24 protein-coding genes, 1 tRNA gene and 1 other RNA gene are annotated in these 23,744 nt (G+C 62.4%); 16 read left to right on the forward strand and 10 right to left on the reverse strand.

The window, feature by feature from the left end; genetic code table 11:
* Positions 1–2: 2 nt before the first annotated feature.
* The 5 genes from BJP05_RS03120 (at position 3) to BJP05_RS03140 (ending at position 4,379) form a co-directional block, all read left to right on the forward strand.
* Positions 3–608: a DUF4230 domain-containing protein gene (locus BJP05_RS03120; RefSeq protein WP_168156174.1), complete on the forward strand. Its 606-nt coding sequence runs from the start codon at positions 3–5 to the stop codon at positions 606–608.
* 13 nt (positions 609–621) lie between these two features.
* The gene (locus BJP05_RS03125) at positions 622–1,419 is read left to right on the forward strand and encodes a serine hydrolase (protein ID WP_070362142.1); all 798 of its coding nucleotides are present in this window, start codon (positions 622–624) and stop codon (positions 1,417–1,419) included.
* Between the two features lie 10 nt (positions 1,420–1,429).
* Positions 1,430–2,887 (forward strand): MFS transporter, encoded by a 1,458-nt coding sequence (locus BJP05_RS03130; RefSeq protein WP_070362143.1) that lies wholly within the window; start codon positions 1,430–1,432, stop codon positions 2,885–2,887.
* Positions 2,888–3,829 carry a nucleoside hydrolase gene (locus tag BJP05_RS03135; protein ID WP_070362144.1) on the forward strand — a complete coding sequence of 314 codons (942 nt, stop codon included), beginning with the start codon at positions 2,888–2,890 and terminating at the stop codon, positions 3,827–3,829.
* 226 nt (positions 3,830–4,055) lie between these two features.
* Entirely contained in the window at positions 4,056–4,379 is a 324-nt protein-coding gene (locus tag BJP05_RS03140; RefSeq protein ID WP_070362145.1) for a hypothetical protein, read from the forward strand.
* A gap of 2 nt (positions 4,380–4,381) precedes the next feature.
* Here the strand turns inward: BJP05_RS03140 and BJP05_RS03145 are convergent, their stop codons facing one another.
* Both BJP05_RS03145 and BJP05_RS03150 read right to left on the reverse strand, forming a co-directional pair.
* Positions 4,382–5,176 carry an HAD-IIA family hydrolase gene (locus BJP05_RS03145; RefSeq protein WP_240492795.1) on the reverse strand — a complete coding sequence of 265 codons (795 nt, stop codon included), beginning with the start codon at positions 5,174–5,176 and terminating at the stop codon, positions 4,382–4,384.
* Position 5,177: 1 nt separating this feature from the next.
* Positions 5,178–5,501, reverse strand: a complete 324-nt coding sequence (locus BJP05_RS03150) for an acyl carrier protein (protein ID WP_070362146.1) — start codon at positions 5,499–5,501, stop codon at positions 5,178–5,180.
* 22 nt (positions 5,502–5,523) lie between these two features.
* Here BJP05_RS03150 and BJP05_RS03155 point away from each other — a divergent pair, with 22 nt between their 5' ends.
* Both BJP05_RS03155 and BJP05_RS03160 read left to right on the forward strand, forming a co-directional pair.
* Positions 5,524–6,525, forward strand: coding sequence for an alpha/beta fold hydrolase (locus BJP05_RS03155; RefSeq protein WP_070362147.1), 1,002 nt, complete (start codon positions 5,524–5,526; stop codon positions 6,523–6,525).
* A gap of 3 nt (positions 6,526–6,528) precedes the next feature.
* Positions 6,529–7,437 (forward strand): Rib/alpha-like domain-containing protein, encoded by a 909-nt coding sequence (locus BJP05_RS03160; RefSeq protein ID WP_070362148.1) that lies wholly within the window; start codon positions 6,529–6,531, stop codon positions 7,435–7,437.
* Between the two features lie 3 nt (positions 7,438–7,440).
* Here the strand turns inward: BJP05_RS03160 and aceE are convergent, their stop codons facing one another.
* A complete protein-coding gene (gene aceE / locus BJP05_RS03165) occupies positions 7,441–10,167 on the reverse strand; it encodes a pyruvate dehydrogenase (acetyl-transferring), homodimeric type (protein WP_070362149.1) in 2,727 nt (908 codons plus the stop codon).
* Between the two features lie 204 nt (positions 10,168–10,371).
* Between aceE and BJP05_RS03170 the strand changes: the two genes are divergently transcribed.
* Both BJP05_RS03170 and BJP05_RS03175 read left to right on the forward strand, forming a co-directional pair.
* Positions 10,372–10,800 carry a DUF3052 domain-containing protein gene (locus BJP05_RS03170; RefSeq protein ID WP_070362150.1) on the forward strand — a complete coding sequence of 143 codons (429 nt, stop codon included), beginning with the start codon at positions 10,372–10,374 and terminating at the stop codon, positions 10,798–10,800.
* A gap of 67 nt (positions 10,801–10,867) precedes the next feature.
* Positions 10,868–10,943: transfer RNA gene (locus BJP05_RS03175), tRNA-Val, on the forward strand.
* A gap of 38 nt (positions 10,944–10,981) precedes the next feature.
* On the opposite strand, the gene BJP05_RS03180 is transcribed toward BJP05_RS03175, so the two are convergent.
* Positions 10,982–12,127 carry a site-specific integrase gene (locus BJP05_RS03180; protein ID WP_070362151.1) on the reverse strand — a complete coding sequence of 382 codons (1,146 nt, stop codon included), beginning with the start codon at positions 12,125–12,127 and terminating at the stop codon, positions 10,982–10,984.
* A 260-nt stretch (positions 12,128–12,387) separates the two neighbouring features.
* Between BJP05_RS03180 and BJP05_RS03185 the strand changes: the two genes are divergently transcribed.
* Entirely contained in the window at positions 12,388–13,320 is a 933-nt protein-coding gene (locus tag BJP05_RS03185; RefSeq protein WP_070362152.1) for a hypothetical protein, read from the forward strand.
* A gap of 32 nt (positions 13,321–13,352) precedes the next feature.
* Positions 13,353–13,901, forward strand: a complete 549-nt coding sequence (locus tag BJP05_RS11120) for a hypothetical protein (RefSeq protein ID WP_145945240.1) — start codon at positions 13,353–13,355, stop codon at positions 13,899–13,901.
* 960 nt (positions 13,902–14,861) lie between these two features.
* On the opposite strand, the gene BJP05_RS03190 is transcribed toward BJP05_RS11120, so the two are convergent.
* Positions 14,862–15,836 (reverse strand): hypothetical protein, encoded by a 975-nt coding sequence (locus tag BJP05_RS03190; RefSeq protein WP_070362153.1) that lies wholly within the window; start codon positions 15,834–15,836, stop codon positions 14,862–14,864.
* A gap of 76 nt (positions 15,837–15,912) precedes the next feature.
* Between BJP05_RS03190 and BJP05_RS03195 the strand changes: the two genes are divergently transcribed.
* On the forward strand, positions 15,913–16,503 hold the full coding sequence (locus BJP05_RS03195) for a TetR/AcrR family transcriptional regulator (RefSeq protein ID WP_084028560.1): 591 nt from the start codon (positions 15,913–15,915) through the stop codon (positions 16,501–16,503).
* A 191-nt stretch (positions 16,504–16,694) separates the two neighbouring features.
* Here BJP05_RS03195 and BJP05_RS03200 read toward each other — a convergent pair whose 3' ends face one another.
* Genes BJP05_RS03200 through BJP05_RS03215 form a run of 4 tightly spaced genes read right to left on the reverse strand, consistent with a single transcriptional unit; the run spans position 16,695 to position 19,321 of the window.
* Entirely contained in the window at positions 16,695–17,270 is a 576-nt protein-coding gene (locus BJP05_RS03200; RefSeq protein ID WP_070362154.1) for a hypothetical protein, read from the reverse strand.
* Positions 17,270–18,181: an SURF1 family protein gene (locus BJP05_RS03205; RefSeq protein ID WP_070362155.1), complete on the reverse strand. Its 912-nt coding sequence runs from the start codon at positions 18,179–18,181 to the stop codon at positions 17,270–17,272. Before BJP05_RS03205 ends, BJP05_RS03200 begins: the two co-directional genes overlap by 1 nt.
* 38 nt (positions 18,182–18,219) lie before the next feature.
* The gene (locus BJP05_RS03210) at positions 18,220–18,684 is read right to left on the reverse strand and encodes a low molecular weight protein-tyrosine-phosphatase (protein WP_070362156.1); all 465 of its coding nucleotides are present in this window, start codon (positions 18,682–18,684) and stop codon (positions 18,220–18,222) included.
* A complete protein-coding gene (locus BJP05_RS03215; RefSeq protein WP_240492796.1) occupies positions 18,674–19,321 on the reverse strand; it encodes an HAD hydrolase-like protein in 648 nt (215 codons plus the stop codon). Before BJP05_RS03215 ends, BJP05_RS03210 begins: the two co-directional genes overlap by 11 nt.
* A gap of 35 nt (positions 19,322–19,356) precedes the next feature.
* On the opposite strand from BJP05_RS03215, the gene BJP05_RS03220 reads away from it, so the two are divergent.
* The 4 genes from BJP05_RS03220 to rnpB all read left to right on the forward strand — a co-directional run bounded on the left by BJP05_RS03220 (position 19,357) and on the right by rnpB (position 22,528).
* Positions 19,357–20,202, forward strand: a complete 846-nt coding sequence (locus BJP05_RS03220) for a Nif3-like dinuclear metal center hexameric protein (protein ID WP_070362158.1) — start codon at positions 19,357–19,359, stop codon at positions 20,200–20,202.
* A 17-nt stretch (positions 20,203–20,219) separates the two neighbouring features.
* A complete protein-coding gene (locus BJP05_RS03225) occupies positions 20,220–20,903 on the forward strand; it encodes a zinc ribbon domain-containing protein (RefSeq protein ID WP_070362159.1) in 684 nt (227 codons plus the stop codon).
* A gap of 4 nt (positions 20,904–20,907) precedes the next feature.
* A complete protein-coding gene (locus tag BJP05_RS03230; RefSeq protein ID WP_070362160.1) occupies positions 20,908–22,074 on the forward strand; it encodes a bifunctional RNase H/acid phosphatase in 1,167 nt (388 codons plus the stop codon).
* 40 nt (positions 22,075–22,114) lie between these two features.
* An RNA gene (rnpB, locus tag BJP05_RS03235) (RNase P RNA component class A) lies at positions 22,115–22,528 on the forward strand.
* A gap of 2 nt (positions 22,529–22,530) precedes the next feature.
* On the opposite strand, the gene BJP05_RS03240 is transcribed toward rnpB, so the two are convergent.
* A complete protein-coding gene (locus tag BJP05_RS03240; RefSeq protein WP_070362161.1) occupies positions 22,531–23,724 on the reverse strand; it encodes a hypothetical protein in 1,194 nt (397 codons plus the stop codon).
* Positions 23,725–23,744 lie beyond the last annotated feature (20 nt).

The raw sequence follows: 23,744 nt of genomic DNA on the forward strand, positions 1-23,744 counted from the left end.
TGGTGCTAGTCGCACTGGTGATTGCGTTGATCACTGCGTTCGCGGTGTTGAAGTTTGTGGTTCCGAACGGCTTGCAGGTTGGCCGGGAGGAGATCAGTGAGGAGTCGATAGGGGCGTCGTTTAGGCAGGTGGGGGAGCTCTCGGTTGAGGAGTATGCGTACTCGAACGTGGGCAACTACGACAATAAGGGCCTTGAGCTTGCAGGCGTGAAGGTGCCGCTGACCGGGCGCAACTTCTTGCTGAGCTACAGCGGGACTGTCAAGGCGGGTATCGCGGACGTCGAGGCGATCGGCGTCAATATTGACGACGCCGCCCAGACCATCACGGTGCGAGTCCCGGAGGTGAGCGTGACCTCCTCGGAAATCGACGAGACGAGTGTGCAGGTGTATAAGCAGTCGATGAACCCGATCAACCAGGTCAAAGTTCAGGACGTCACGGGTTTCCTGGCGGAGGAGGAGAAACGCGCAGCGGACAGTGCGGTCAAGGAGGGGTTGCTGGATCGCGCGCACACGCGAGTGGAGGAGCTCATGACCTCGCACGCGGGGGCGCTCAAGCAGGGCACCGCGATGCAGGACTACGAAGTGCACGTCGAGTGGGGGCGCGAGTAGCTATCATGTGGGCATGATTTTAGAAGAGCACCTTGCATCCTGGCCGGTGAAGCACTGCGCGGCGGCGCTCGTCGGTACGCATGGGGAAACCTACGGGGACCAGCACCGTGTGTTTGAGCTGGCGAGCGTGACCAAGCTGCTCGCCGCGTACGGGGTGCTGCTGGCGGTGGAGGAGGGAGCCTTCGAGCTGGACACTGCGTGCGGGCCGGAGGGCTCCACGGTGCGTCACCTGCTGGCGCACGCCAGCGGTGTCGGGTTTGATAGCAGGCGCCTACAAAAGCCAGTCGGGGAGCGGCGGATTTACTCCTCGGCGGGCTACGAGATTCTCGCGGAATTCGTGGAGGAAACCACTGGTATCGCGTTTCCGGAGTACCTGCGCGAAGGGGTCTTTGCGCCGCTCAGGATGGAGACGGCGGTGCTGGAAGGCTCCGCGGGCCACGGGGCGCGCGCGAGCGTCGCAGATTTGAGCAAGTTCGCCGCGGAACTGCTGCAGCCCACGCTGCTGCACCCGGACACCGTCGCGGAAGCGTTCCGCAACCAGTTCGGGGACTTGCGTGGGGTGGTGCCAGGCTACGGGATGCAAAAACCATGCCCGTGGGGTCTCGGATTTGAGATTAAGGGGGAGAAGTCCCCCCATTGGACGGGGGACACTATGCCGGCCGACACGGTGGGGCATTTCGGTATGGCGGGGACCTATCTGTGGGTTGCGCAGGGCCAAGCCATGGTTGCGCTCACTGACGAGCAGTTCGGCGAGTGGGCGAAGCCCTTGTGGCAGGAAACGAACACTGCCATCTGGAACGCGCTGCTTTAGACTCGGGGGCATGCACGATACACACACGCTACCCCCGGAAGCAGGCCACCGCCTGCCGCCCGGCCAGGTTTGGCCCCTCATGCTCGCCCTGTTAACCGCCGTCTTCGCGTTCCAGCTGAACGCGTCCATGCTGGCGCCCGCGCTGGCGACGATGGAGCGCGAACTCGACGCCACCACTTCCCAGATCGGGTTGACGCAGACCGCGTTCTTTACCGCTGCGGCCCTGTTTTCCCTGTTTATGCCGCGGTGGGGAGATTTGATTGGGCGTCGAAAAGTGCTGGTGGGCATGATGGTGGTCACTGCGATTGGCTCGGTGGTTGCGGCGCTGGCGGCGAATGTCACCATGCTGTTCATCGGGCGCGTCATTCAGGGCGTGTCGGGGCCGACGGTCGCGCTGACGTCCGTGATGCTGCGCCAGGAAGTGCGCGAGGAGAAGCAGTTCGCGCTGCTGATTGGCATCTTGACCTCGATTAACGGCGGCATCGCGGGTATCGACGCCATCATGGGCGGCTGGCTCACAGCTGCCTTCGGCTTCCGCTCTCTGTTCTGGGTGATCGGCGTCTTCGCGGTCGTGGCGGTGTTCGCCGTGCACTTTGGCGTGAGCGAGACGAAGTCCGACGCCGGCTACGCCATGGACTGGAAGGGCGTGGTCCCGCTGGTCGTGGCTGTCGGCGCGATCCTGACCGCGCTGAACGAGGCCGGTGCGTTGGCAGCCGCGAACTGGTTCATGGTCATTGTTCTGCTCGCGGTCGGCGCGGTGGCGCTGGTGGCGTTCTGGCGCATCGAGTCCTCCACAGAGCACCCGCTGGTTGCCCCGCACCTGCTCAAGGAGCGGCGCACGTGGGCACTCTTGACGACGACCACCCTGACCATGACCGGCATCTTCGCCGTGATGAACGGCCTGGTCCCGAACCTCGCCCAGGACGAAACGTTTGGTCCGGGGATGTCGGCGGGCGTGGTGTCCTGGTGGACGCTGACCCCGTACGCGCTGGCTGGCCTGGTATTCGGCCCGATCGCCGGGTTCTGTGCCGGGCGGGTGGGCTACAAGCTCATGCTGCAGATCGGTATCGCTGGTGCGTTCCTATCGGTGGTGTTCGGCACGTTCGTGGTGTCCAGCCCGACGAAGGGCCTGCTGTTGGCGCTGTCGGTTGCCGCTGGTGTGACCTACGCGGGTATCGCGAACATCATGCTCGGTTCGCTGCACGTGGTGCTGGCACCGAAGACGAACCAGGGCTACCTGCCGGGCCTGAACGCGGGCGCATTCAACCTGGGTGCCGGGATCTCCTTCACCGTGATCTTTGCGGTGGTGGCCACGTTCGCCGACCAGAACGGCGGCTACCGCGCCGGCATGATCGCTGGCGCCGTCTTGCTCATCGGCGCGTTCTGTACGTCGTTCCTCATCCCGCGCCCCGAATCGCTTCCGGACACGATCGCCGCAGAAGACGCGGCACGAAAGAAGGTGCAGTAAATGACAACCAAGATCATCCTCGACTGCGACCCAGGCCACGACGACGCCGTCGCCATCCTGCTCGCAGCTGGAAACCCAAACATTGAACTCCTTGGCGTGACCACCGTTGGTGGCAACCACACGCTGGAGAAGGTCACGCGTAACGCGGCGCAGGTGCTGACCGTGGCCAAGCTCACGGACGTTCCGCTGTACGCGGGCGCGACCCGGCCGATCCTGCGCGAGGTAGAAACCGCCGAGGGCATCCACGGCGACACCGGCATGGAAATCCACGGCTTCGAGCTTCCCGAGCCGGCGCTGTCGGTGCAGGAGACGCACGGTGTGCAGTTCATCATCGACACGATCATGAGCGAGCCCGCCGGGACCGTTACCCTGGTGCCGACCGGCCCGCTGACTAACATCGCGCTTGCAGCCCGGCTGGAGCCGCGCATCGTCGAGCGTGTCAAGGAGGTCGTCCTGATGGGCGGGGCCTACGGCACCGGCAACTGGACGCCAAGCGCGGAGTTCAACATCATCGTCGACCCGGAAGCCGCCCACATCGTCTTCAACGAGAAGTGGCCCGTCGTCATGGTCGGCCTTGATCTGACGCACCAGGCTCTGGCGACGAAGGCGGTCGAGGAGCAGTTCGCTGCGTTGGGCACGAACGTCGGCGACTTCGTCGTGGGGCTCTTCGGTGCGTTCCGGAAGAATTACCAGGACGCCCAGGGGTTCGACGACCCGCCAGTCCACGACCCGTGCTGCGTCGCCTACCTCATCGACCCAACTGTGGTGGAGACGGTCAAGGTACCGGTGGACGTCGAGACGCAGGGCTTGCTCACTACTGGGCGCACCGTGGCGGACTTCCGCAGCCCCGCGCCCGCCGATTGCCACACCTCCGTGGCCACGAAGCTCGACGCCGAGCGGTTCTGGGCCATGGTGCTCGACGCCGTCAGAGCGCTGGGGTAGCAGCCAGGTAGCTCCTGACCCTCAAGTAGAGCTTCAGTAAACAGGGGGATCAACCAGTTGTTGAGGGTTGCCCGGTGTGTCTCGTGTCATGCAAAGTGATGCGAGAGGCCGTTGGGGAAGACGAACCTCGTCTCGCACGAAGATGTGCCCGCCTAGTCAGCGGGTGCGGAACCGACTAGTCACCGGGCGCGTGCGCCGCACTGTCACACACAGAAGGGTCCCCACAATGACAACAACTCTCGTTGCCCCGCGTACGTGGCGCTCTGTCTGCGCCGCGCCGACGACCTCCGTCATGAGCATCCAGGACATGCCCGCCGCAGCGCGTATGCGCGTCGAAGAGCTCCTGCTCATGCTCCCGGACGCGCCAGTCAACCAGGAAGCACTCTGGGACGACGCCTGGTTCACCCGTTGGCGCCGGGACAGCACTGGCACCTACCAGTGCCGCGAAACCTTCCGCGCGACCCCGGACGTCACGCGCAGCTTCGCAGACGCGCTCGCGGCGCTAGCCGCCGAGTACGGCTTCAGCGCCAGCGTCGAAGCGGCAGGATAGGGCTAGCTGTACGCGCTGTCGCCGAAAGGATCGGTGATGACGTCCACAAGCTGGGCGACGGAATCGATCACCTTCGTTGGCCTGTACGGGTAGCGGGCGATCTCGGCGTCATCCGAAATCCCGGTGCGCACCAGCAGCGTTCGCATGCCGGCCTCCAGACCAGACTTCACGTCCGTATCCATCCGGTCACCAATCATGACCGTGTGCTCCGAGTGCGCGCCGATATTGTTCAGCGCCGAGCGCATCATCACCGGGTTCGGCTTGCCCACGTAGTACGGCTCCATCCCAGTCACCGACGTAATCATCGCGGCCACCGCGCCCGTCGCCGGGAGAATGCCGTTCGGGCCGGGGCCCGTCAGATCCGGGTTCGTGCCGATGAACCGCGCACCCTTCAGAATCAGGTTGCAGGCCGTCGTGATCGCCTCAAACGAATAGGTGCGCGTCTCACCCAGCACCACGAAGTCCGGATCCTGGTCCGTCAGGATCCACCCGGCCTCGTGCAATGCCGTGGTCATTCCGGCCTCACCAATCACGTAGGCCGAACCCTCTCCGACCTGCTGCGACAAAAACGTCGCCGTGGCCGTGGCGGACGTCCAAATCCGCTCCGGCTCAATCTGCAAGCCCATCCGGACCAGCTTCGCCGAGAGGTCCCGCGGGGTTTGCATCGAATTGTTCGTCAGCACCATAAACGGAATCGATTCATCGTGCAGGCGCTGAATGAAGGCGTCCGCGCCGGGAATCATCTGCCCTTCCTTGTGCAGCACGCCGTCCATGTCGGTGAGATAGGAAATAGTCACGCTACGCTCCTTTGTAGTCCTCGTGCCCTTCAATGTAGGCGCTGAGCTCACCCAGCGTCGAGTGCTGCCGGTAGGTTTCCTCGTCAATCGGCACGCCAAGCTCTTGCTCGATGCGCACCGCAAGCTCAATACGATCTAACGACGCCACCCCGGCCCCATCCAGCGTGGTCTCCCGATCCAGGCCTTCAGTGTCCTCGCCGGTCACGCGCTCAATGAGGCGCGTGAGCTGAGCGAACGCGGAGGCATCCTCGGTGCTCGCGGTGGGCTCGGAGGGGGCGTCGTCAAGCTTGAGAGCGCTTAAGTCTAAGCGTTGTGAGAGTTCCATACCCACATAATAAGGTGGAAGCATGCTGCAAACAGTTGCCTACCTCCGATCGCTGACGCCGAAAGCGCGCCGACAGCTCGTGGAAACCCGCGAACTGTTGCACACTGGCGATGGCGAGTACGGGCTCAAACCGGACCGCGAAGGCGTGCTCACCGTCGAGGACGGGGGAGAGCGCATCAACGTCCACTGGTACGAACTTGGCCCCGAGGATCCCGACGCCGTCACCGTCGTCTACGTCCACGGCTTCAACATCGCCGCCGAAGAGTTCTTCCTGCAAACCGAAGCGGTCGCAGGCCACGGGGTGCGCCAACTGCTGCTTGACCTGCGCGGGCACGGGCAGACCGGCAAAGTCGACCCCGAACTCTTAACTATCGACGCCGCCGCCGACGACGTCGCCGCCGTCATGCGTGAGCGCAACGTGCGCGGCCCCGTCATCGTGGTCGGGCACTCACTCGGCGGACCGATTTCGCTTTCGATGATGCGGCGCTACCACCACGAATTCAACCTCGCGGGCTCGGTGCAGATCTCCAGCGCGGTCGAACCCTTCACCGTCCAAGGCCTGCCGCAGATCCTGGCCGGGCCGATCGGGCGCTTCATCGAAGGCGTCGTCGCCGTGACCCCGCACTTCGCGGAAGGAGTGCGGCAAGTCGTCACCGACATGCTCACCCCGATCCTCGCACTCGGGTTCTACTTCCGGCCCATGAGCTACCAGCTGGTGCAGTTCCACGCCGCCATGATCCGCGAAACCCCGCTGGAAACCTACGCAGGCTACTTCGAGGATCTGCTGCACCACTCGGAACTCGACGCCGGCGAGGTGCTCAGCACCATCCCCGGCTACATCCTCGTCGGCGACCACGACGCCGTCACCCCAGTGTCCCAGAGCGCGAAACTCCACGAGATCTGGCCGCACGCCTACATGCAGGTGCTGCCCGAAAGCGGCCACATGCCGCCTCTCGACGCCCCTGGCGCCGTCAGCACCGCCATCAACCGACTCATCCAACGCATTACCGAAGACGTGAAGTAACCCATGAATTACAAATTGCTCGCCGTCACCACCGCCGCAACCTGCGCCATCGCGTGCGCCCCGCACGCGGTGGCTGCTGATGTGAAGGACGCTGACCGCTACCAGCCGAGCTTCCAAACTGAGCCCCGTTACGTACCGCTGGTCCCAGGTCAGCTCTACACAGAGAGCACCCGATTCACCCCGACCGGGGCGCCGGAGGGGACAACGTTCTGGGTCGCTGGCGGGGGTGAAACGCAAGGGGTGCCCATCGTCGCCACGATCGAAAACGACACGACTCTTGTCGTGCGCCTCCAGTTCTTCAACTGCGACCAAGTCGAAGCCGGGCAGCTCTACGCACCGAGTTGTACCACCGTCCAGCGCGGCGAAAACACCCGCAAACTCGACATCGGTGTGAAATACCCAGACGGGACTACGGAGTACATCAGCGTGCCGGTCTCGCTCGTTGCCGACCAGCGCCTGATCTACGAACCCGTCTACAAACCAGTCGAGGTCGCCCACGGCACATCATTCACAGTCACGCCGTTCAACCTTCGCGATCGCGTCGAGCTCCCAACCGACGCGAAGTTCGAGCTCATCGACCCACCTACCGGGTGGGACCTCTCCATCGACCCCGTCACCGGCACCGTCAGCGGCACCGCTACCGACGCCGCCCGCACCCCCTCGACCGTCGCAGTCCGAGCCACCTTCGAAGACGGCACCACCCGCACCGCGTTCCTCCGGATCAGCCACGACGGCCCCAACCCGCCAGAGCCGACGCAACCGCAAACACCCCCAGCGGACTCGAACGGCTCCTCGGGTTCGAGGGCGCTCGTCATCACGCTAGGGGTGCTCTCTACGCTCGCGGTGGTCGGGGCGCTGTTCGCGGCGTTGGCGCCGAATATTCCGGCGCTCGCCCCGTACCTCCCGCGCTAGCCCTTAGGCTTCGGTTGGGTCGTCGATCTTCAGGTCCTTCGCGGCCTGCGCGGCAACATCCATGTCGATCTTGCCTTCGTTCGCCAGGCCCATCAGCGCTGCCACTACCATCGACTCGGCGTCGATGTTGAAGTAGCGGCGTGCCGACTCACGCGTATCCGAGAAACCGAACCCATCCGCGCCAAGCACCAAGTACTGGCCCGGCACGTACGGGCGGATCTGCTCCTGCAGGTCCGTGGCGAAGTCGGACGTCGCAACGTACGGGCCCTCCGTCTGCTTCAGCTGACGGGTCACGAACGCCTCGCCGACGTCCTCACCCGGGTGCAGCAGCTGCTCGTTGGCAACACGCGCACCGTCGCGCGCACACTCCACCCAGGAGGTCACCGAGTACACCGAGGCGCCCACGTTGTAGTCCTCCTGCAGGATCTTCTGCGCGCGAAGCGCCTGCTGCATACCAATACCGGACGCCAGCAGTGACACGTTGTGCTCGTGCTTCTCGCCCTCGTCGAAAAGGTAGATGCCCTTGTGCAGGCCCTCAACGTCGAGGTTCTCTGGGCGCGCCGGCTGGTGCGTCGGCTCGTTGTAGACGGTGATGTAGTACATCACGTCCTCGCCGTGGCCGTCGCCGTACATGCGCTCGATGCCCTTGGAAATCAGGTACGGCATCTCGTACGCAAAGGCAGGATCGTAGGTGACCACCGCCGGATTTGTCGACGCCAAAATCGGCGAATGACCATCCATATGCTGCAAGCCCTCACCAAACAGGGTGGTGCGGCCAGCAGTCGCGCCGATGATGAAACCGCGCGCCATCTGGTCGCCAGCGGCCCAGAAGTTATCGCCCGTGCGCTGGAAACCGAACATCGAGTAGAAGATGTACATCGGGATCATCGGCTCGCCGTGCGTCGCATAGGACGTACCGGCCGCGATGAAGGACGCCGAGGAACCGTCCTCGTTGATGCCCTCGTGCAGGAGCTGGCCGTCCGTCGCCTCGCGGTAGGACAGCTGCAGGTCATGGTCCACTGGGACGTAGTTCTGGCCCTGCGGGTTGTAAATCTTCAGGGTAGGGAACCAGGAGTCCAGGCCGAACGTGCGCGCCTCATCCGGAATGATCGGCACCACTCGCTTCCCGATCTCCTTATCGCGCATCAACGCCTTAAACGTACGCACCAGCGCCATCGTCGTGGCAACTTCCTGCTTACCCGAGTCCTTGAACATGGCCTTGTAAGCCTTCTCGAAGTCCTGCTGCTGCTCCAGCGGCGTGAACTTCACACGACGCTCCGGCAGGTACCCGCCGAGCTCCTCGCGGCGCTCCTTCAAATACTTGATCTCCGGAGCGTCCTCGCCCGGGTGGTAGTACGGCGGCAGGTACGGATCCTTCTCCAGCTCCTCGTCGCTGATCGGCACGCCCTGCTTGTCGCGGAAGCGCTTCAGGTCCTCCAGCGTGAGGTTCTTCATCTGGTGCGTCGCGTTACGACCCTCAAAGTTGTGGCCCAGGCCGTAGCCCTTAATCGTGTGCGCCAAAATGACCGTCGGCTTGCCCTTCGTCTCCAACGCACGCTTGTACGCCGCATAGATCTTGCGGTAGTCGTGGCCGCCGCGGCGCAGCGCCCAGATCTCCTCATCCGACATGTCCTCGACCAGCTTCAGCGTCCGCTCGTCGCGGCCGAAGAAGTGCTCGCGCACAAACGCGCCATCATTGGCCTTAAACGTCTGGTAATCACCATCCGGAGTGGTATTCATGACGTGGACCAGCGCACCGTCCTTGTCCTTCTCCAGCAGCTCATCCCACTCGCGGCCCCACACAACCTTGATCACATTCCAGCCAGCGCCAATGAAGAAGGCCTCCAGTTCCTGAATGATCTGGCCGTTGCCGCGGACGGGGCCGTCGAGACGCTGCAAGTTGCAGTTGACCACAAAGGTCAAGTTATCCAGGCCGTACAGCGACGCCATGTGCAGCAGACCGCGCGATTCCGGCTCGTCCATCTCGCCGTCGCCGAGGAACGCCCACACGTGCTGCTGATCCGTGTCCTTAATGCCACGATCCTGCAAGTACTTATTAAAACGTGCCTGGTAAATGGCGTTCATTGGGCCCAAGCCCATCGAGACCGTTGGGAACTCCCAGAAGTCCTTCATACCGTGTGGGTGCGGGTACGACGGCAGGCCACCCTGCGGACGCGAATGCTCTTGACGGAAACCATCCAGATCGTCCTCCGTCAGACGACCCTCTAGGAACGCACGCGCGTACATGCCCGGGGAAGCGTGACCCTGGTAGAAAATCTGGTCGCCGCCCTGCTCAGCGTCCTTGCCGTGGAAGAAGTGATTAAAACCAACCTCATACAACGCCGCCGCCGACGCATACGAGGAAATATGGCCACCAACCTTCACACCCGGACGCTGCGCGCGGTGCACCATGATCGCCGCGTTCCAACGCATCCAACGGCGGTAGCGCTTCTCAATCTGCTCATCGCCAGGGAACTCCGGCTCCATCTTCGTCGGAATCGTGTTCACGAAATCCGTCGACGACAACGCCGGCAAATCCACTCGCTTCGCCGACGCCCGCTCCAACAGGCGCAGCATCAAAAATCGAGCACGCTCCGGCGTGGACTGGTCCAGAATCCCATCAAACGAGTCAATCCATTCTTGGGTCTCTTCCGGGTCCGTATCGTGCAGATACGAAGCGACACCCTCGCGGATCAACGGGATGTTGGAGTCATTATTGTGTTCAGCCAAGGAACGTCCTCCTAACGTTTCGGGCCTGCAGCCAGGGAGGCACAGGCGGGAATGAAAACCTGCAAAACAGGATACGTGGTTTCAGCCAATTGCGTTGAACGTCACAAAACTCGAGGGCCCCCGGAGGCCGTCGCATATTTGTCCGGTAATGTGTAACCCGCAGATGTAAACTAAACGGCATATTTGCATACAACACTCATCTCATTGGGAGGAATAAGAACGTTGGGCGCCAACGGTGTCGATACATACGCTGACCGACTAGGGGTCAATCAAGGCGAAATCGTCCAAGAAATCGGCTGGGACGACGACGCCGACGCAACCATCTCCGAAGCGATCGAAGACCGCATCGGCGACCAACTCCTCGACGAAGACGCACAAGACCTTTGCGACATGATCCTGCTCTGGTACCGCGAAGACGACGGCGACCTTGTCGACGTCCTCGTCGACTGCTCCCGCAACCTCGACGACAACGCCCGCATCTGGCTCATGACCCCAGGCGCCTCCAAGCCCGGCGGCGTACAACCCGGCGTCATCTCCGAATCCGCACAACTCGCCGGCCTGGTCCAAACCACCGCCGACCGCTTCGGCGAATGGCAAGGCTCCTGTCTCCGCTCCGCAGGGGTACCAAAATAGGCGTTTACCTGCCCGTTTGTTGTTAATTTTGCGATCGGTAGAAGCTTTGTTAAAGTCTCTACCCAGCGCGCCGTTAGCTCAGCTGGAAGAGCAACTGGTTTACACCCAGTAGGTCGGCGGTTCGAGCCCGTCATGGCGCACCAGGTCAAAGGCCCTTTCCGAGGAATCGGGGAGGGCCTTTTTACGTCGCCACGACATTTCCACGACATTTTGAAAAAGTGTCGTCGAGTCGTCGTTCCGCCACGACATCCAAGTCACCATCAAACAAATCAGCGTAAACGTTGAGTGTCATTGCTGCCGAAGCGTGGCCCAATTGTCGTTGTACGACCTTCACGCTCGCCCCGGAACCAACCATGAGCCCGGCGGCGACGTGGCGTAGCCCGTGTGGGGTGAGCTTCGACGGGAACGACGTGTCCTTGCCTTGGCAGCGTTTCACTGCGTGCGCGAAGAATGATGTGTGGCCCAGGGGTCGCAGTGGCCCGCCGTTGGTTGCGGTCCACAGCAGGGCGTCTTTCGTTTTGCCGCGCGTGCGCTTCTCAAGCAGACCGGCAACCCACTCGGTGATCGCTACGGTACGTTGCTCGCCGGTTTTTGGGGTGCCGTAGATAGGGCCGGCCGTGGTGTGGCGGGCGTTGCGTTCGACGCGTATGCGGCGGCGTAGGAAGTCGATGTCGCCGACGCGCAGGGCGGTGGCTTCGCCGTAGCGTAGCCCGGAGGTGCCGAGTAGGGCTATGCGGTCACCCATGTCGCCGCATTCACGCACAAGGGCTTGTAGCTGGCCTGGGGTGAGGTACACCTTTATGCCGGGGCTCTTTTTGGGGAGTTTCACCCCACGCGCCGGGTTTGATGGGATCATGCGGTCTTGTACTGCCAGGTCCAGTATTTGGGCGAGGACCATGTGGCAGTTGCGTACGGTGGTTGGGGATGCTGGTTCGTTGGTTGGTTCGGGGTGTTTGCCGGAGGTGTGTTTTTTGATGGTGCCGAGCCATACCTGTATCTCGGATTGGCGGATGGTTTTGATTTGGCGGTCGCCCCACATGGGTTCGACGTGGATGCGCCATGTTGATTCGTTGATGCTTTTGGTGGCGGGTTTGAGGTGCGCCCAGGATTGTTTCCATGTGTTGGCGAGGTCGTTGATGGTGGTGGTGCCGAGTTCGGGGGCGATCCAGTCACCGTCTCCCATGGCGGTGGTGTTTTTCGCGGCCCAGGCTTGGGCGTCTGATTTTCTTGCGAAGCCTTGTTTGGTGCGGCCTTTTCCGGTGGGGTCTCGGTATTGGACGCGCCATTTGCGGCCTGTCGTTGTTTTGTATGGGGTGATGCTTGCCATAATGGGTGTGTCCTTCCTTTGTTGGGTTGGATTGGTGGCCCCCTGGCACTTCTGGTTTTTCTGCATGGCCACATTGGGAAAACCCTTCGGCCATACCTGAACCGCAGGATTGGGAACACTCAACCACATGTCCAAACTGCGGCAACAAACTGACCTGGGATTTTAGCGACCCCATAGCAACAGTTATCCATACCGGATATACGGAGGAAGAGATTAGCTAAAATCGGCTCTAGTACACCCAATTCAATTAGAGACGAAACATGGCCACGAAGAACCGGACGATTTTCTACTACTCACCAAAATGGTGGGATAAGGACGACCAACCTATCGATATCCCAAGTACATTTTGGAACGATATTTGGGATGAGATTAATGCTTTAGATGGGTCGAGCTTTTCATTTAAGCACTATGGGAGGGACTATATTGTCCAGGCAGCAAGTATAAAATCTCCTTCCGTAAAGTTCCTGTATATTGGAAAGGTTCGTTCTAAAGACGATTGGCCTGACCATCGAGACCAGGGCAGCGACCAAATTGAGAGGCTCGCTCAAACTGGTATCGGTGGTCATCTCATCGAAGGTGCCTACCTGACCGCATCAGGGCACGAAAACGTAGTAGCAATATCGAGAACTCAGAATGGAGCTACAGTCTCCGCCATTAGCGCAGCAATTTCTCACCATTTCAATACTCTTCAAAGCGGAAATCGCTTCGAATTAACCCCGTTTGTCCGTAGGGACCAACTCAGACGTCTGCAAGAAGCTGATGGTGCAACTAGACTTCAGCTCACGCTCGACAATGATGTAGACCTTGCAGAACTTGATGGGGATGACAGTGTGAGTAAAGCTTTGGCGAAAGCTAAAGAAATCGACACCGGAAATCAGATGACGGTAGGTATCACTCTAAGCTTTGGCAATTATACGGTCTCCCCCTCAATACAGGATGATATTAAGACTGCGCTTGTCAACCTGTTTGGTAAGGAAACGGATATTCAGAAATTCAAAAAAGCTGAGGCCACCTTGACCAATTGGGACAAGGATGGAAAGCTGCGCAAAGATTCGATTGACTTCATCTCCGATCGAATCACGATTAAAGAATCGTTCCAGAACGAAGAAAATGAGCAACCAGGGCCCGAGCATATTCTTCAGGGAATGCTTGAAGCAAACAGTAAATTTCGCGAAAAACTTCGTAAACTTTAGAAGTTATCCCATAGAAGGCAGAGAGGCATACAATGAAGTGGGGAAAGACACGGAAGGAGATACTTCGTTCTTATCCACGTCTAATTGATGCAACGCTGCTAACACTCACTATGTTACATGCGCTGCTTGCTCTGACGGGTCAAATACCTGATATCTGGCATGCGTTGTCAGACTCTGCGACCCCAGATCGAACTGAGTCCCTCTATACCGGCGCGCTTGGGGCTGCAGCTACAGTATCGGGTTTTTCTGGTGTAGTAGTAATATTTGCTCTGACTGCCAACGGCAAACGCTTTCAAAATCTCCGAGTACTTGGAGGGAAAGCATTAAAGTCCAATTGGATAAGTTCCACATCATCTGGATTTTTCGCAGTCCTTGCTTTCACACTTGCTAATCTTCTTAGCCTTCTCAATTGTCCGAGTATTGCCCCATACATATTTCAAGCAGGATTCCTGTTACTCGCGCACTCTTCAATTCGTTTAGTTTGGCTACTTGGAGAACTCACCGAAATTGTCATTGCTGCAGATCGCGATGCTATTAAACAAGCTCGGCAAGTTTCCTCTACCCGCGAATTGCATGGCTGACCGGATAAAATAAAGAGCTCTATTATTGAGAAATCGAAGTTTCTCAGTCTAGCTGGAGCATTAAACATGCTGCGCCGCCTGGCCCCGCACAACCTCGTGCAGGGGCCATTTTTAATACCCAAAACCACCCAACCACTGAGGAGAAACCACCCATGAAAAACTGCGAACTCAAAATCGCCACCGCCACCACCCGCACCTCCTCCCACTGAACCAACCAACACACCACCCTCCAAGACCTACAGACAATCATCGGCTTCTACAAAGGAGAAGGCAATGACAGATGAAATGATGACCGCGACCGTTTACAGCCGCCCACACTGTGTGCGGTGCACCACCACGATCCGCGCACTCACACGCTGCGGGGTCGTCGTGCAGGTCTGACAGCTCGACGACTACCCCGTGAAGATTGTGGAGATGGAAATGAAGGGCTGGCAAGAGCTGCCACTAGTGGAGGTCCACGACGCACGTGGTGAGCTGGTGGGCATGTGGTGCGGGTTTAGCCAGGTACACATCGACCGACTCAAGGAGGGGCAATGACCAAGCTCAGGGCTTTAGCCCGTGAGAGTATCTGGTGCCGGGTTCAAAGCATGGGCTTTAAGGAGTGCGATGCTGGTCGCTGAAAATCGGCCAGTCTGGGCAGAAATGGTCGACCTGCATCGCACGCTTCTAACACCTCGACCGGAACGGAAACTGACTGGTAGTTCATCAGTGAAACCGGGAACAATCTTTGTGGACATCCGTCGCGACCTGGGAAGACGTGAGTGGTGGTCGACGGGAACAGGCCCAAAACGAAAAATAGTTCCCGAGCCCGGGAACTATTTCAGTGGTAGAACGAGAGCGCAAGGGGTGGCGCACCAAAATCTAGGATTTTCGCGACGCACCTTTGCATTTGCTCAGGTCGTCAGGGGTCGTAATGGATTGTGGTGCACAGCGAATGCCCAGGAACGTGCAGGACCTTCTCTAGTGGTCCGCAACCGCCTCAGTAGCACCAGACTCAGCAGCGCGACCTCGCTCCAAGAACAGGAGCAGGAGCCCAACCACGATCCAGATGAGCAATACCCACCAGCTCTGGGTTGCTCCGAGGCCATCGAAGTAGGAAAGGGAGCGCACGAGGTGTCCGGTGGCGCCGATTGGCATCCACTGGCCGAGCGTCGACCAGCCGACGGGGAGGAGCCACGGCCCGGTGGCCAGGCCGGAGAGCGGGTTGGCGACGAAGATGGTCAGGATCGCGCCGAGGCCCACGCCGGGCAGCCCGATGACTGCGCCCAAACCGGCGGTGAGCAGCGACGTCGCGAGGATGCCGCAGCCGATGCCGAACCACTCCATCCCGAAGCTGCCGGTGAGGGTCCCGTAGACGGAGTGCAGCATCCACGTCGCGACCAGCGACCCGAGCGCAGCAATCCCCACGAGAACGGCGAGTTTTGTCCACTTCTTTCCGCGGAATCCGAGTGTCGCGATGACGGCGGAGACAATTCCGCCGAACGCCAGCGGCAGTCCGAGCAGCGCAAGGCCGGTCGCTTGCGGGTCGTCCGGGGAGGTCGGCGCGAGGTCTTCGCGAGTCACGTCCATGCCCTGAGCTTCGAGTTGTCCCGCCATGCCCTCGATCATCTGCGCATACGGTGCGCCGTTGCCGGAGGCGGTGTATGCCGTCGCACCCTGCGGGGTGACCACGAGCCCACCCACCGCTTCACGCTGTGCGATCGCATCGCGCACTTCCTCGTCGGAATCGCGTACGAGGAGGGTGGGGCCGTCCTCGCTTAGTGTTGCTTCCATCTTTTCGACGAGCGGTCCCGGCGCCGCAACCGCCAGCGGCACATTGCGCGGGCCTGATGCGAAGGTTGGTGCGAGGAATGCGAAGAGCATGAGCCCAATGATGATCGGGATTCCAATGACGGCGCCGACCGCCTTGACTGTTGAGTTGTTCGTTGCGTTCACGGGAACCTCCTATATGGAACGCAGTGTTTCACTTACACGAACCGAACATAGTGTTCCATTTGTTAAGCTGTCAAGCATGAGACAAGACGCACGCGACAACCGCGAGGCCATCGTCACCGCAGCCCGCTCACTTCTTATCGACGTCGGCCCCGGCGTTTCCATGCGCGCCATCGCGAAGGAAGCCGAGGTTGGAGTGGCGACAGCCACGCGACATTTCCCGGAGCGCATCGACCTCCTGGATGCCATTGGCGAACACGCGGTGGAGGACATCAACCACGTCATCGATCGCCACCTCGACGAATTTGCCGACGTCCCCCGCAACGCCTGGCGCCAAGCCACCCACGAAATCGGGGACCTCAAACACGCGGCGCTTGCGCAGGCGATCTTCGCCGATTCCATGAGTGACCCCGCGACTATCAAGCGGCGCGAACCCATGATCGAGAAGCGGATTAGGGAGATCCGTGCCTGCTACAACCGCCTCCTCGACCCTGCCAAAGCTGCCCACCTATGCCCCGAAGATCTAGACCCCATTGAGTTCCACATCGGCCTTGGTGTGGTGACCCGTCCACTGCCAGCCGGGGTGCCGGTCAATAACGTGGCAAAAAACCTGGTTCCGAACCTCATCGATTTATTGCTGGACGGTCTCGAGCAGCGCGCGCAGGGGTAGGAGGGTGAGCTGCCTAAAGGTCCGAAAGAAGTTCCGGTCGAGGTATTCAAGGAGTGCGATGCTGGTCGCTGAAAATCGGCCAGGCTGGGCAGAAATGGTCGACCTGCATCGCACGCTTCTAACACCTCGACCGGAGCAGAATCGGCATGGTAGCCCAGGAAAGTTCCCCGAAGGCGAACGCCCAGAAACCCCTACAGCTCCGCCTCGATGGCGGTGAAGACGGCCTGCATGCTGGCCTGCGGCGTGCCGGGGACGACGTCGGCGAGGACGACGCCGACTCCTTGCGGGGCCTGGAAGGTGACGGCTTCGGCGTCGAGGGGCATGAGGGCGCCGATGATGGCTAGCTCGGCATCGGCGACGCTAGCAGAGCCAGCAGGAATGTCGATGTCGGTGACGTCCCACTCGCCGACGCACAGGCGCAGGGAGCCGGTTTCGATGTTGTCGGGGTCGGGGAAGACGGCGACTTCGCGCAGTTCGGCGCGGAGGGCCTTGGCGGCGAGGGCGATGTAGTCGAGGAGGTGGACGAAGGCGTTGTCGGTTTGGGGGACGCTGTGGACGACGGAGTCGATGAGCGGGGCGTTGTGGGGCCCGCGCAGGCCGAGCAGCGTGGTCATGGGGGCTTCGCGGAAGGCGTCGAGGTCGTCGAGGATGGCGTCTTCGATGTCGGCGGGTTCGGCGGCGGCGTCGAGGTGGATGTTGGCGTCACCGAGCAGCGTGAGGCAGCGGGCGAGGTGTTTGACGTCGCGTTGGGTGAGCTGGTGGGGCATTAGCGTTCTTCTTCCTTTTCGTATGATTTGGCCCAGGGGTTGCGCCGTTGGGTGCCGTAGCGGGACCGCGACTGAGCGGGAGCAGCGGGAGCAGCGGGAGCAACAGGCTCGGCGGGTTCGGAGGGGGCGTCGAGAAGCTCGGCTTGTTCCTCTTTGAAGCGGCGGCGTTCGCGGGTTTCGGCCCAGATGAAGTAGATGAGGCCGGCGGGCGCCATGATGCCGAAGGCGATCCACTGGAGTCCGTAGGAGAGGTGGTTGCCGGTCTCGAGCATGGGTAGGGGGATGGCGGTGAGGACGCCGGGGGAGTCGCTCAGGAGTTGGACGTAGGGGCTGGCCAGGGCGGTGTCGGTGAGTTCGCCGACTTGACCTGGGCTGATGGAGTAGACCATGGTGTAGCCCTGGTCGTTGAGGGGTGCGGAGGGGTGTACGCCTTCGTCGACGCGCATCATGCCGGAGATGGTTTGTTCGCCGGTGGGTGGGGCGTCGATGTCGGGGACTTGGGTGGAGCCGATGGCGGGGACCCATCCGCGGTTGACCAGCACGCTTTGCCCGTTGTCCAGGTGGAATGGGGTCAGTACTTGGAAGGAGGGGGTTCGGTCGATGGGGCGCAGACGCAGCAGTGCATCGCTGTCTTGGGCGTAGGTGCCAGTTGCGGTGATGCGGGTCCACTCGGCGCCGGGTGCGAGTTCGCCCTGTTTGTCGACGACCTCTCCGATCGGCACCGGGTCGTGCTCGAAGGCGGTTTTGATGTGGTCGTTGCGCTCGACGAGCGCTTCGTTCTTGTTGAGCTGCCAGGGCGCCAGCAGCGTGAACGCGAAGTAGGAGAACAGCACGATCAGGATGGCGACGATGACCCACCCGGGGGTCAGAAACGTTTTCCACCATGGTTGTGCACCTGTTTCAGGTTGCATTGTTGCTCCCGCTTTCACAGATCCCGTACTTTCTCCGGCTAGTCTAGCTGCGCTTTGGCCCAGCCGATAATACCTGGGGCGGCGGCTTCGATTTGTTCGCGTGTGGTTTGGAACCCGTCGGCGCCGCCGTAGTAGGGGTCTTCGACGCCGGCGCCTTCGGGGGCGGCTGGGTCGAAGGAGCGCAGCAGGCGGATGCGGGATTCGGGCACGCCGCGGGCGATGAGTTCGGAGACGTGGTTGGTGTCGAGGGCGACGATGAGGTCGGCGTCGATTTGGTTGGCGCCGAACTGTTGGGCGCGGTGGCGGGTGCCGTCGTAGCCGTGGTTGGCGAGTTCGGCGACGGCGCGCGGGTCGGCAGGTCCGCCGACGTGCCAGCCGCCGATGCCGGAGGAGGTGACGCGGACGTGGTCGGCGAGGTCGGCGTCGGCAAGTTTGGCGGCGATGATCACTTCCGCCATGGGCGAGCGGCAGATGTTGCCGGTGCACACGAAATCAATATGCATAGAGGATCTCCTTGAGCTCGGTTGCGGTTTGTGCGGTGTGGGTGGCCTGTGCCCACTCCTCGGCGTCGCCGTAACCCCAGGTCACGGCGACGGACGGGATGTCGAAGTGGGCGGCACCCGTGAAGTCGTGGGTGCGGTCGCCGACCATGATGGGGCGCTTTGGTGCGAAGGTGTCGTGGACGTACTCCAGCACCGCGATCTTGGTGCTGCGGCCGCGCTCGTGGTCGGCGGCGCCGAGGAAGTCCAGGTGCGGCCAGATGCCCGCGCGCTGCAGCGCAAGGGTGGCGAAGGTTTCGCTTTTGGACGTCGCCGTGCCCACCCGGAACCCATCCCGGTCAAGCTGGGCGATGAGTTCGGCCATGCCGTCGAAGACGGTGAACTGCTGCCACCCGTCGGTGCTCATGAAGTCGGAGTAGACCTGCATTGCGGCGTCGACTTGCGCGGGTGTGCACCCGGCCTTCTCGTAGGACTCGCGCATGGGTGGCCCCGGGATCTTCGCGATGAACGCTTCGTCAGGCGGGGCGACGTCGATGGCGGCGAGCCCCCGCAGGAAGCCTTCACGGATTCCTGGGAAGGAGTCGAGGATGGTGCCGTCGACGTCAAAGAGCACGGTCGGGCGGTTTGTTTGGAGTGTCACGCCCACCAGCATTCCAGGTTTGTAGGCTAGTTGCCATGACGACGAAGACTGTAGGAGACATTGTCGCGGCACTCGAGGCCGCCTACCCGCCCGAACTCGCCGAAAGCTGGGACCAGGTCGGCCTGATTTGCGGCGACCCGGACGAGCCCGTGCACAAGGTGGCGTTCGCCCTGGACTGCACGATGAGCGTGGTGGAGCGCGCGCTGGAGGAAGGCGCGGACATGCTGGTGGTTCACCACCCGCTACTGCTGCGCGGGGTGCACTCTGTTGCGGCGAATACGCCGAAGGGCAAGGTCGTGCACACGCTGATCCGCGGCGGCTGCGCGTTGTTCGCGGCGCATACGAACGCGGACTCGGCGCGCCCGGGGGTCAATGACAAGTTGGCGGAGTTGGTCGGGATTCGGCCCGGTAGGCCGATTCGCCCGGTGGGGGATGTGGACGTCGATACGCCGGGGGCGCTCGAGCGAGCCACCGGCCTTGGGCGAGTGGGCACCTTGCCTGAGCCGATGACCCTGCGCGAGTTCACCCAGCGCGTGGCCGACGCCCTGCCTGAGACTGTGTGGGGCGTGCGCGCCGCAGGCGACCCGGAGCAGATGGTGCGCACCGTCGCCGTCTCCTCCGGCTCGGGCGACAGCTTCCTCGACGATGCGAGGGCGCTCGGTGTCGATGTTTATGTCACCTCGGACCTGCGCCACCACCCAGTCGACGAGCACCTGCGCGCAGGCGGGCCCGCCGTGATCGATACTGCGCACTGGGCGAGTGAATTTCCGTGGACGCAGCAGGCAGAGGGTATCGTGAACCCGCTAGGCGTGGAAACGTGCATCATCCCGGTGCGCACGGACCCGTGGACCGTTTCCGCCCACCCGAATCAAGCCAAGTAAAGGAGCAGTGCTTCCCCGTGAAACTTGCCGTAGAACTCCAGCAGGTACTACTGAATCTTGCCAAGGCTGACCGCCAGGCCGCCCACCCCGAGGCCACGAGCGAGGAGGAAAAGGAGCTGCAGCGCCTCACCGCGGAGCTCGAGCGCATGCGTGGCGCGGCGTCTGCGGCGCAGCTCGCCGTCGACGACATGGAGCTGGAGATCCTGCGCATCCAGGAAGACGAGCGCAAGCTCAAGCGCCGCGACCTGGACAACAAGCGCATGCTCGGCGCGGAGACAGACGAGGAGCGCCGCAAGGACCTGCAACACGATCGTTACACCACGAAGTCGCGCATCGCGGATTTGCAGTATGAGCTGAAGGAGGCCCACAACGAGATCGCGGCGCTGCGCAACAACCGCGACAACCATGGGGCTCGCCTGGACGGGCTCGAGCGCCAGGTCGAGGCCGCGCAGCGCGCTGTGGACGCTCTCCCGGCACGCGAGCGCGTGGACACCGAAGCACTGCGCAGCCAGCTGCCCGCGGACGTCCTCGAGGCCTACGACGAAATCGGCGCCGCCGCGTTCAACGGCCGCACCTGCAACGGCTGCTTCATCGCCCTGCCCGCCACCGAGCGCAACCAGGTCAACGCCACCCCGGCCGACGAGGTCCCAATGTGCCCGAACTGCGGCACACTGCTCGTGCGCACCCAGGTACAGGAGTAGGCGCATGAAGGTAGCCATGTTTTGCGACGGCGGCTCCCGCGGCAACCCCGGCGTGGCCGGAAGCGGTGCCGTCGTCTACGGCCCGGACGGGGAGACGCTGGCGGAAGTGGTGTACGCGGTGGGCAAGAAGTCCACGAACAACGTGGCCGAATACCACGGACTCATTGAGGGTTTGAAGGCCGCCATCGACGCCGGCGCCGACGAAGTCGCGGTGTCCATGGACTCCAAGCTCGTGGTCGAGCAGATGAACGGGCGCTGGAAGATCAAGCACCCCGACATGCAGCAGCTCGCGCTGGAGGCGAAGCAGCTTGCGCGCACGTGCACCAAGGTGACGTATACGTGGGTGCCCCGCGCCAAGAACAAGAAGGCGGACGAGCTGTCCAACGTAGCCATGGACGCCGCCGCGAAGGGCAAAAAGGGCCTCATTGCGCACGAGGCGCCTGCACACGAGGCACTTGCGCAAGCACCGAAGCAGGCTGCCCCGGCAGCGCCAAAAGAGGCGCAGCCTCACGAGACTGCCAGCCCCGGCCACTGGTCCGGCACCGACGCCCCACGCACCCGCTTCGTGCTGCTGCGCCACGGCCAAACCGAACACTCCGCCCGCCGCGTCTACAGCGGGCAAGCCAACCCGCCACTCACCGAAATCGGGCAGGCGCAGGCGCGCCGGGCCGCGGCCGCGCTCGCCGAGATGGGGCACATCGACGTGATCGTTGCCTCACCGCAGGCGCGTGCCCAGCAAACCGCGCAGGCCTGCGCGGACGCGCTCGGGATTGCGCACGAGGACATCGTCACCGAGGAGGGCTTCCGCGAGGTGGACTTCGGCGACTTTGAGGCGCTCAGCAGGCAGGACGCGCAGCAGCGCTACCCCGAGGAGTTCGAGGCGTGGCAGGCCTCCGCCGCCACCGCGCCGCCGAACGGGGAGTCGCTGGCATCGCTGCACCGCCGCGTCACGCGTGCCCGGCTGCGCGTCCAGGAACGCTACGAAGGCAAAACCATCCTCTTGGTGGCGCACACCACGCCGATCAAGTCGGTGATCCGTCAGGGGCTGAACGTGAGCGCTGAAGTGTTCAAGCACCTGTTTCTGGACTTGGCGTCGATTTCTGTGGTGGAGTTCTACGGGGAGATGGGCGTGGTGCGCTGCGTCAACGACGTCGCCCACCACCGAAAATAAAGCACACCGGCCGCTGTGTTGTAGAGTGGCACAGTGCGAATGAGCCGGCCGGGCGACCGCGTCGCCCCGAACCACCACACGCGTTGTGGCTGGCGGGGACCGAGGAAAGTCCGGACTCCACAGGGCACGGTGGTTGCTAACAGCAACCCGGAGCGATCCGCGGGCAAGTGCAACAGAAAGTACACCGCCAACCCAGGCAACTGGGTGGGTAAGGGTGAAAGGGTGCGGTAAGAGCGCACCGGCATGCACAGTGATGTGCGTGGCCAGGTAAACCCCACCGGGAGCAAGGCAAGAACCGCAGCCGCAAGGCTGGGGTCGTCGGACGTGATGAGGCTGCCCGCCCAGTCCGAAGGTAGCTGCTTGATGCGCCCAGCGATGGGACGCACAGATGGATGGTTGCCGCCCGCGCCTACGGGCGCGGGTACAGAATCCGGCTTATAGGCTGGCTCATTCGCCTTACACTTCGATCCTGCCAACCTCGCCCGTGGCCAGCGGGATGACCAGCAGGTTCTCCTCCATCCGGGAGGCAAAGTTTTCGGCTTTCGACGCCGGCACCAGCGCCAGCACCGACTGGGAGACCCCAGGTGCGGCTGGTCTTGCGACGCTCGCTCCGCACTCGCACGCGAGCTGGCTCAGCAGCGCCGGGGTTGCCAGGGCCTCATCGGCGGCGTCACCCGCGTGGGGGCTTAGCGCGTTGACCAGCGCATCGATTTGCTGCGAGCGCAACGCCTGCGCCGCACCCAGTGCGCGTGCCGTTTCGTCCTCACAGCGCTGCAGCACTGCGCGTGCGCGCTGCGGATCCGGCGCGGAACTATCGCCAACGGTGTGGCGGGCCTCCACCCACTGGACCACACGCGCGGTCGCGTCCGGTAGTTGGCGCAGCGAGGCCACGCCGAAGTTTGCAGCTGCCGTCTCGATGAACTCCTGGCGCCGCCGCATCGACTCCGCGAACGCGTCCGGCTGCGCAGCCTGCTCCTTGGCCACCACGAACATCCGCAGACCAAGGCGCTCGGGGTGGGTGATCTGCGTGACCGAGCCGTCCGCCTGCTCCACAAGGTTCAGCGTGGTGCCGTGGCCGCGAAGCGCCGCGGTGTAGCGCGCCTTCAATGGGCTGGACGTGGCGTACGCGGTGGCGGACTGTGCGCAGACCTCCGCAAGCTTCGTGCGCAGGGGAGGGGCGTCGATATCGTCGTGGGCGCCGGCGCATGCCAACGTGATGGCGGCTTCTGCCGCGGCAATCTCGCCGAGGCCAACTCCGTGCGGGACGTGGGAGACCACCGAGATGTCCATTCCCGTGGTCTCGCGGGAAAGCACCTGGCGGTGGATCAGCGTATGGATCAGCCCGGTAATCCGGTGCGCGAGCTGCGCTTCCTCGGTGCCCGCGGTAGGGGCGTTGAGTGCCGCCAGCGTGCTGGTCGCGGCGAGAATCCGGCCGTCGGCACGCGTGAACTGGAGCGAAATGACATCGTCCGACCTGCGGCTCACCGCGGCACACACCCGCTGTGGGCCAAGCCCGATGATGCTCGCCCCGCCATAATTATCGACGCCATCACCAGCCACCACCACCGTTGCCGGCGCGGAAGCGACGTGGTCGGGGGCGCAGCCAGCATGGTGGGCATGTGCAGCACGCATCTCCTGTTGGACATTCATAGGGCACAACCATACCCGCG

Origin of the sequence: Corynebacterium sp. NML98-0116 (assembly GCF_001767255.1) — a bacterium.
Classification (GTDB): Bacteria; Actinomycetota; Actinomycetes; order Mycobacteriales; family Mycobacteriaceae; genus Corynebacterium; species Corynebacterium pseudogenitalium.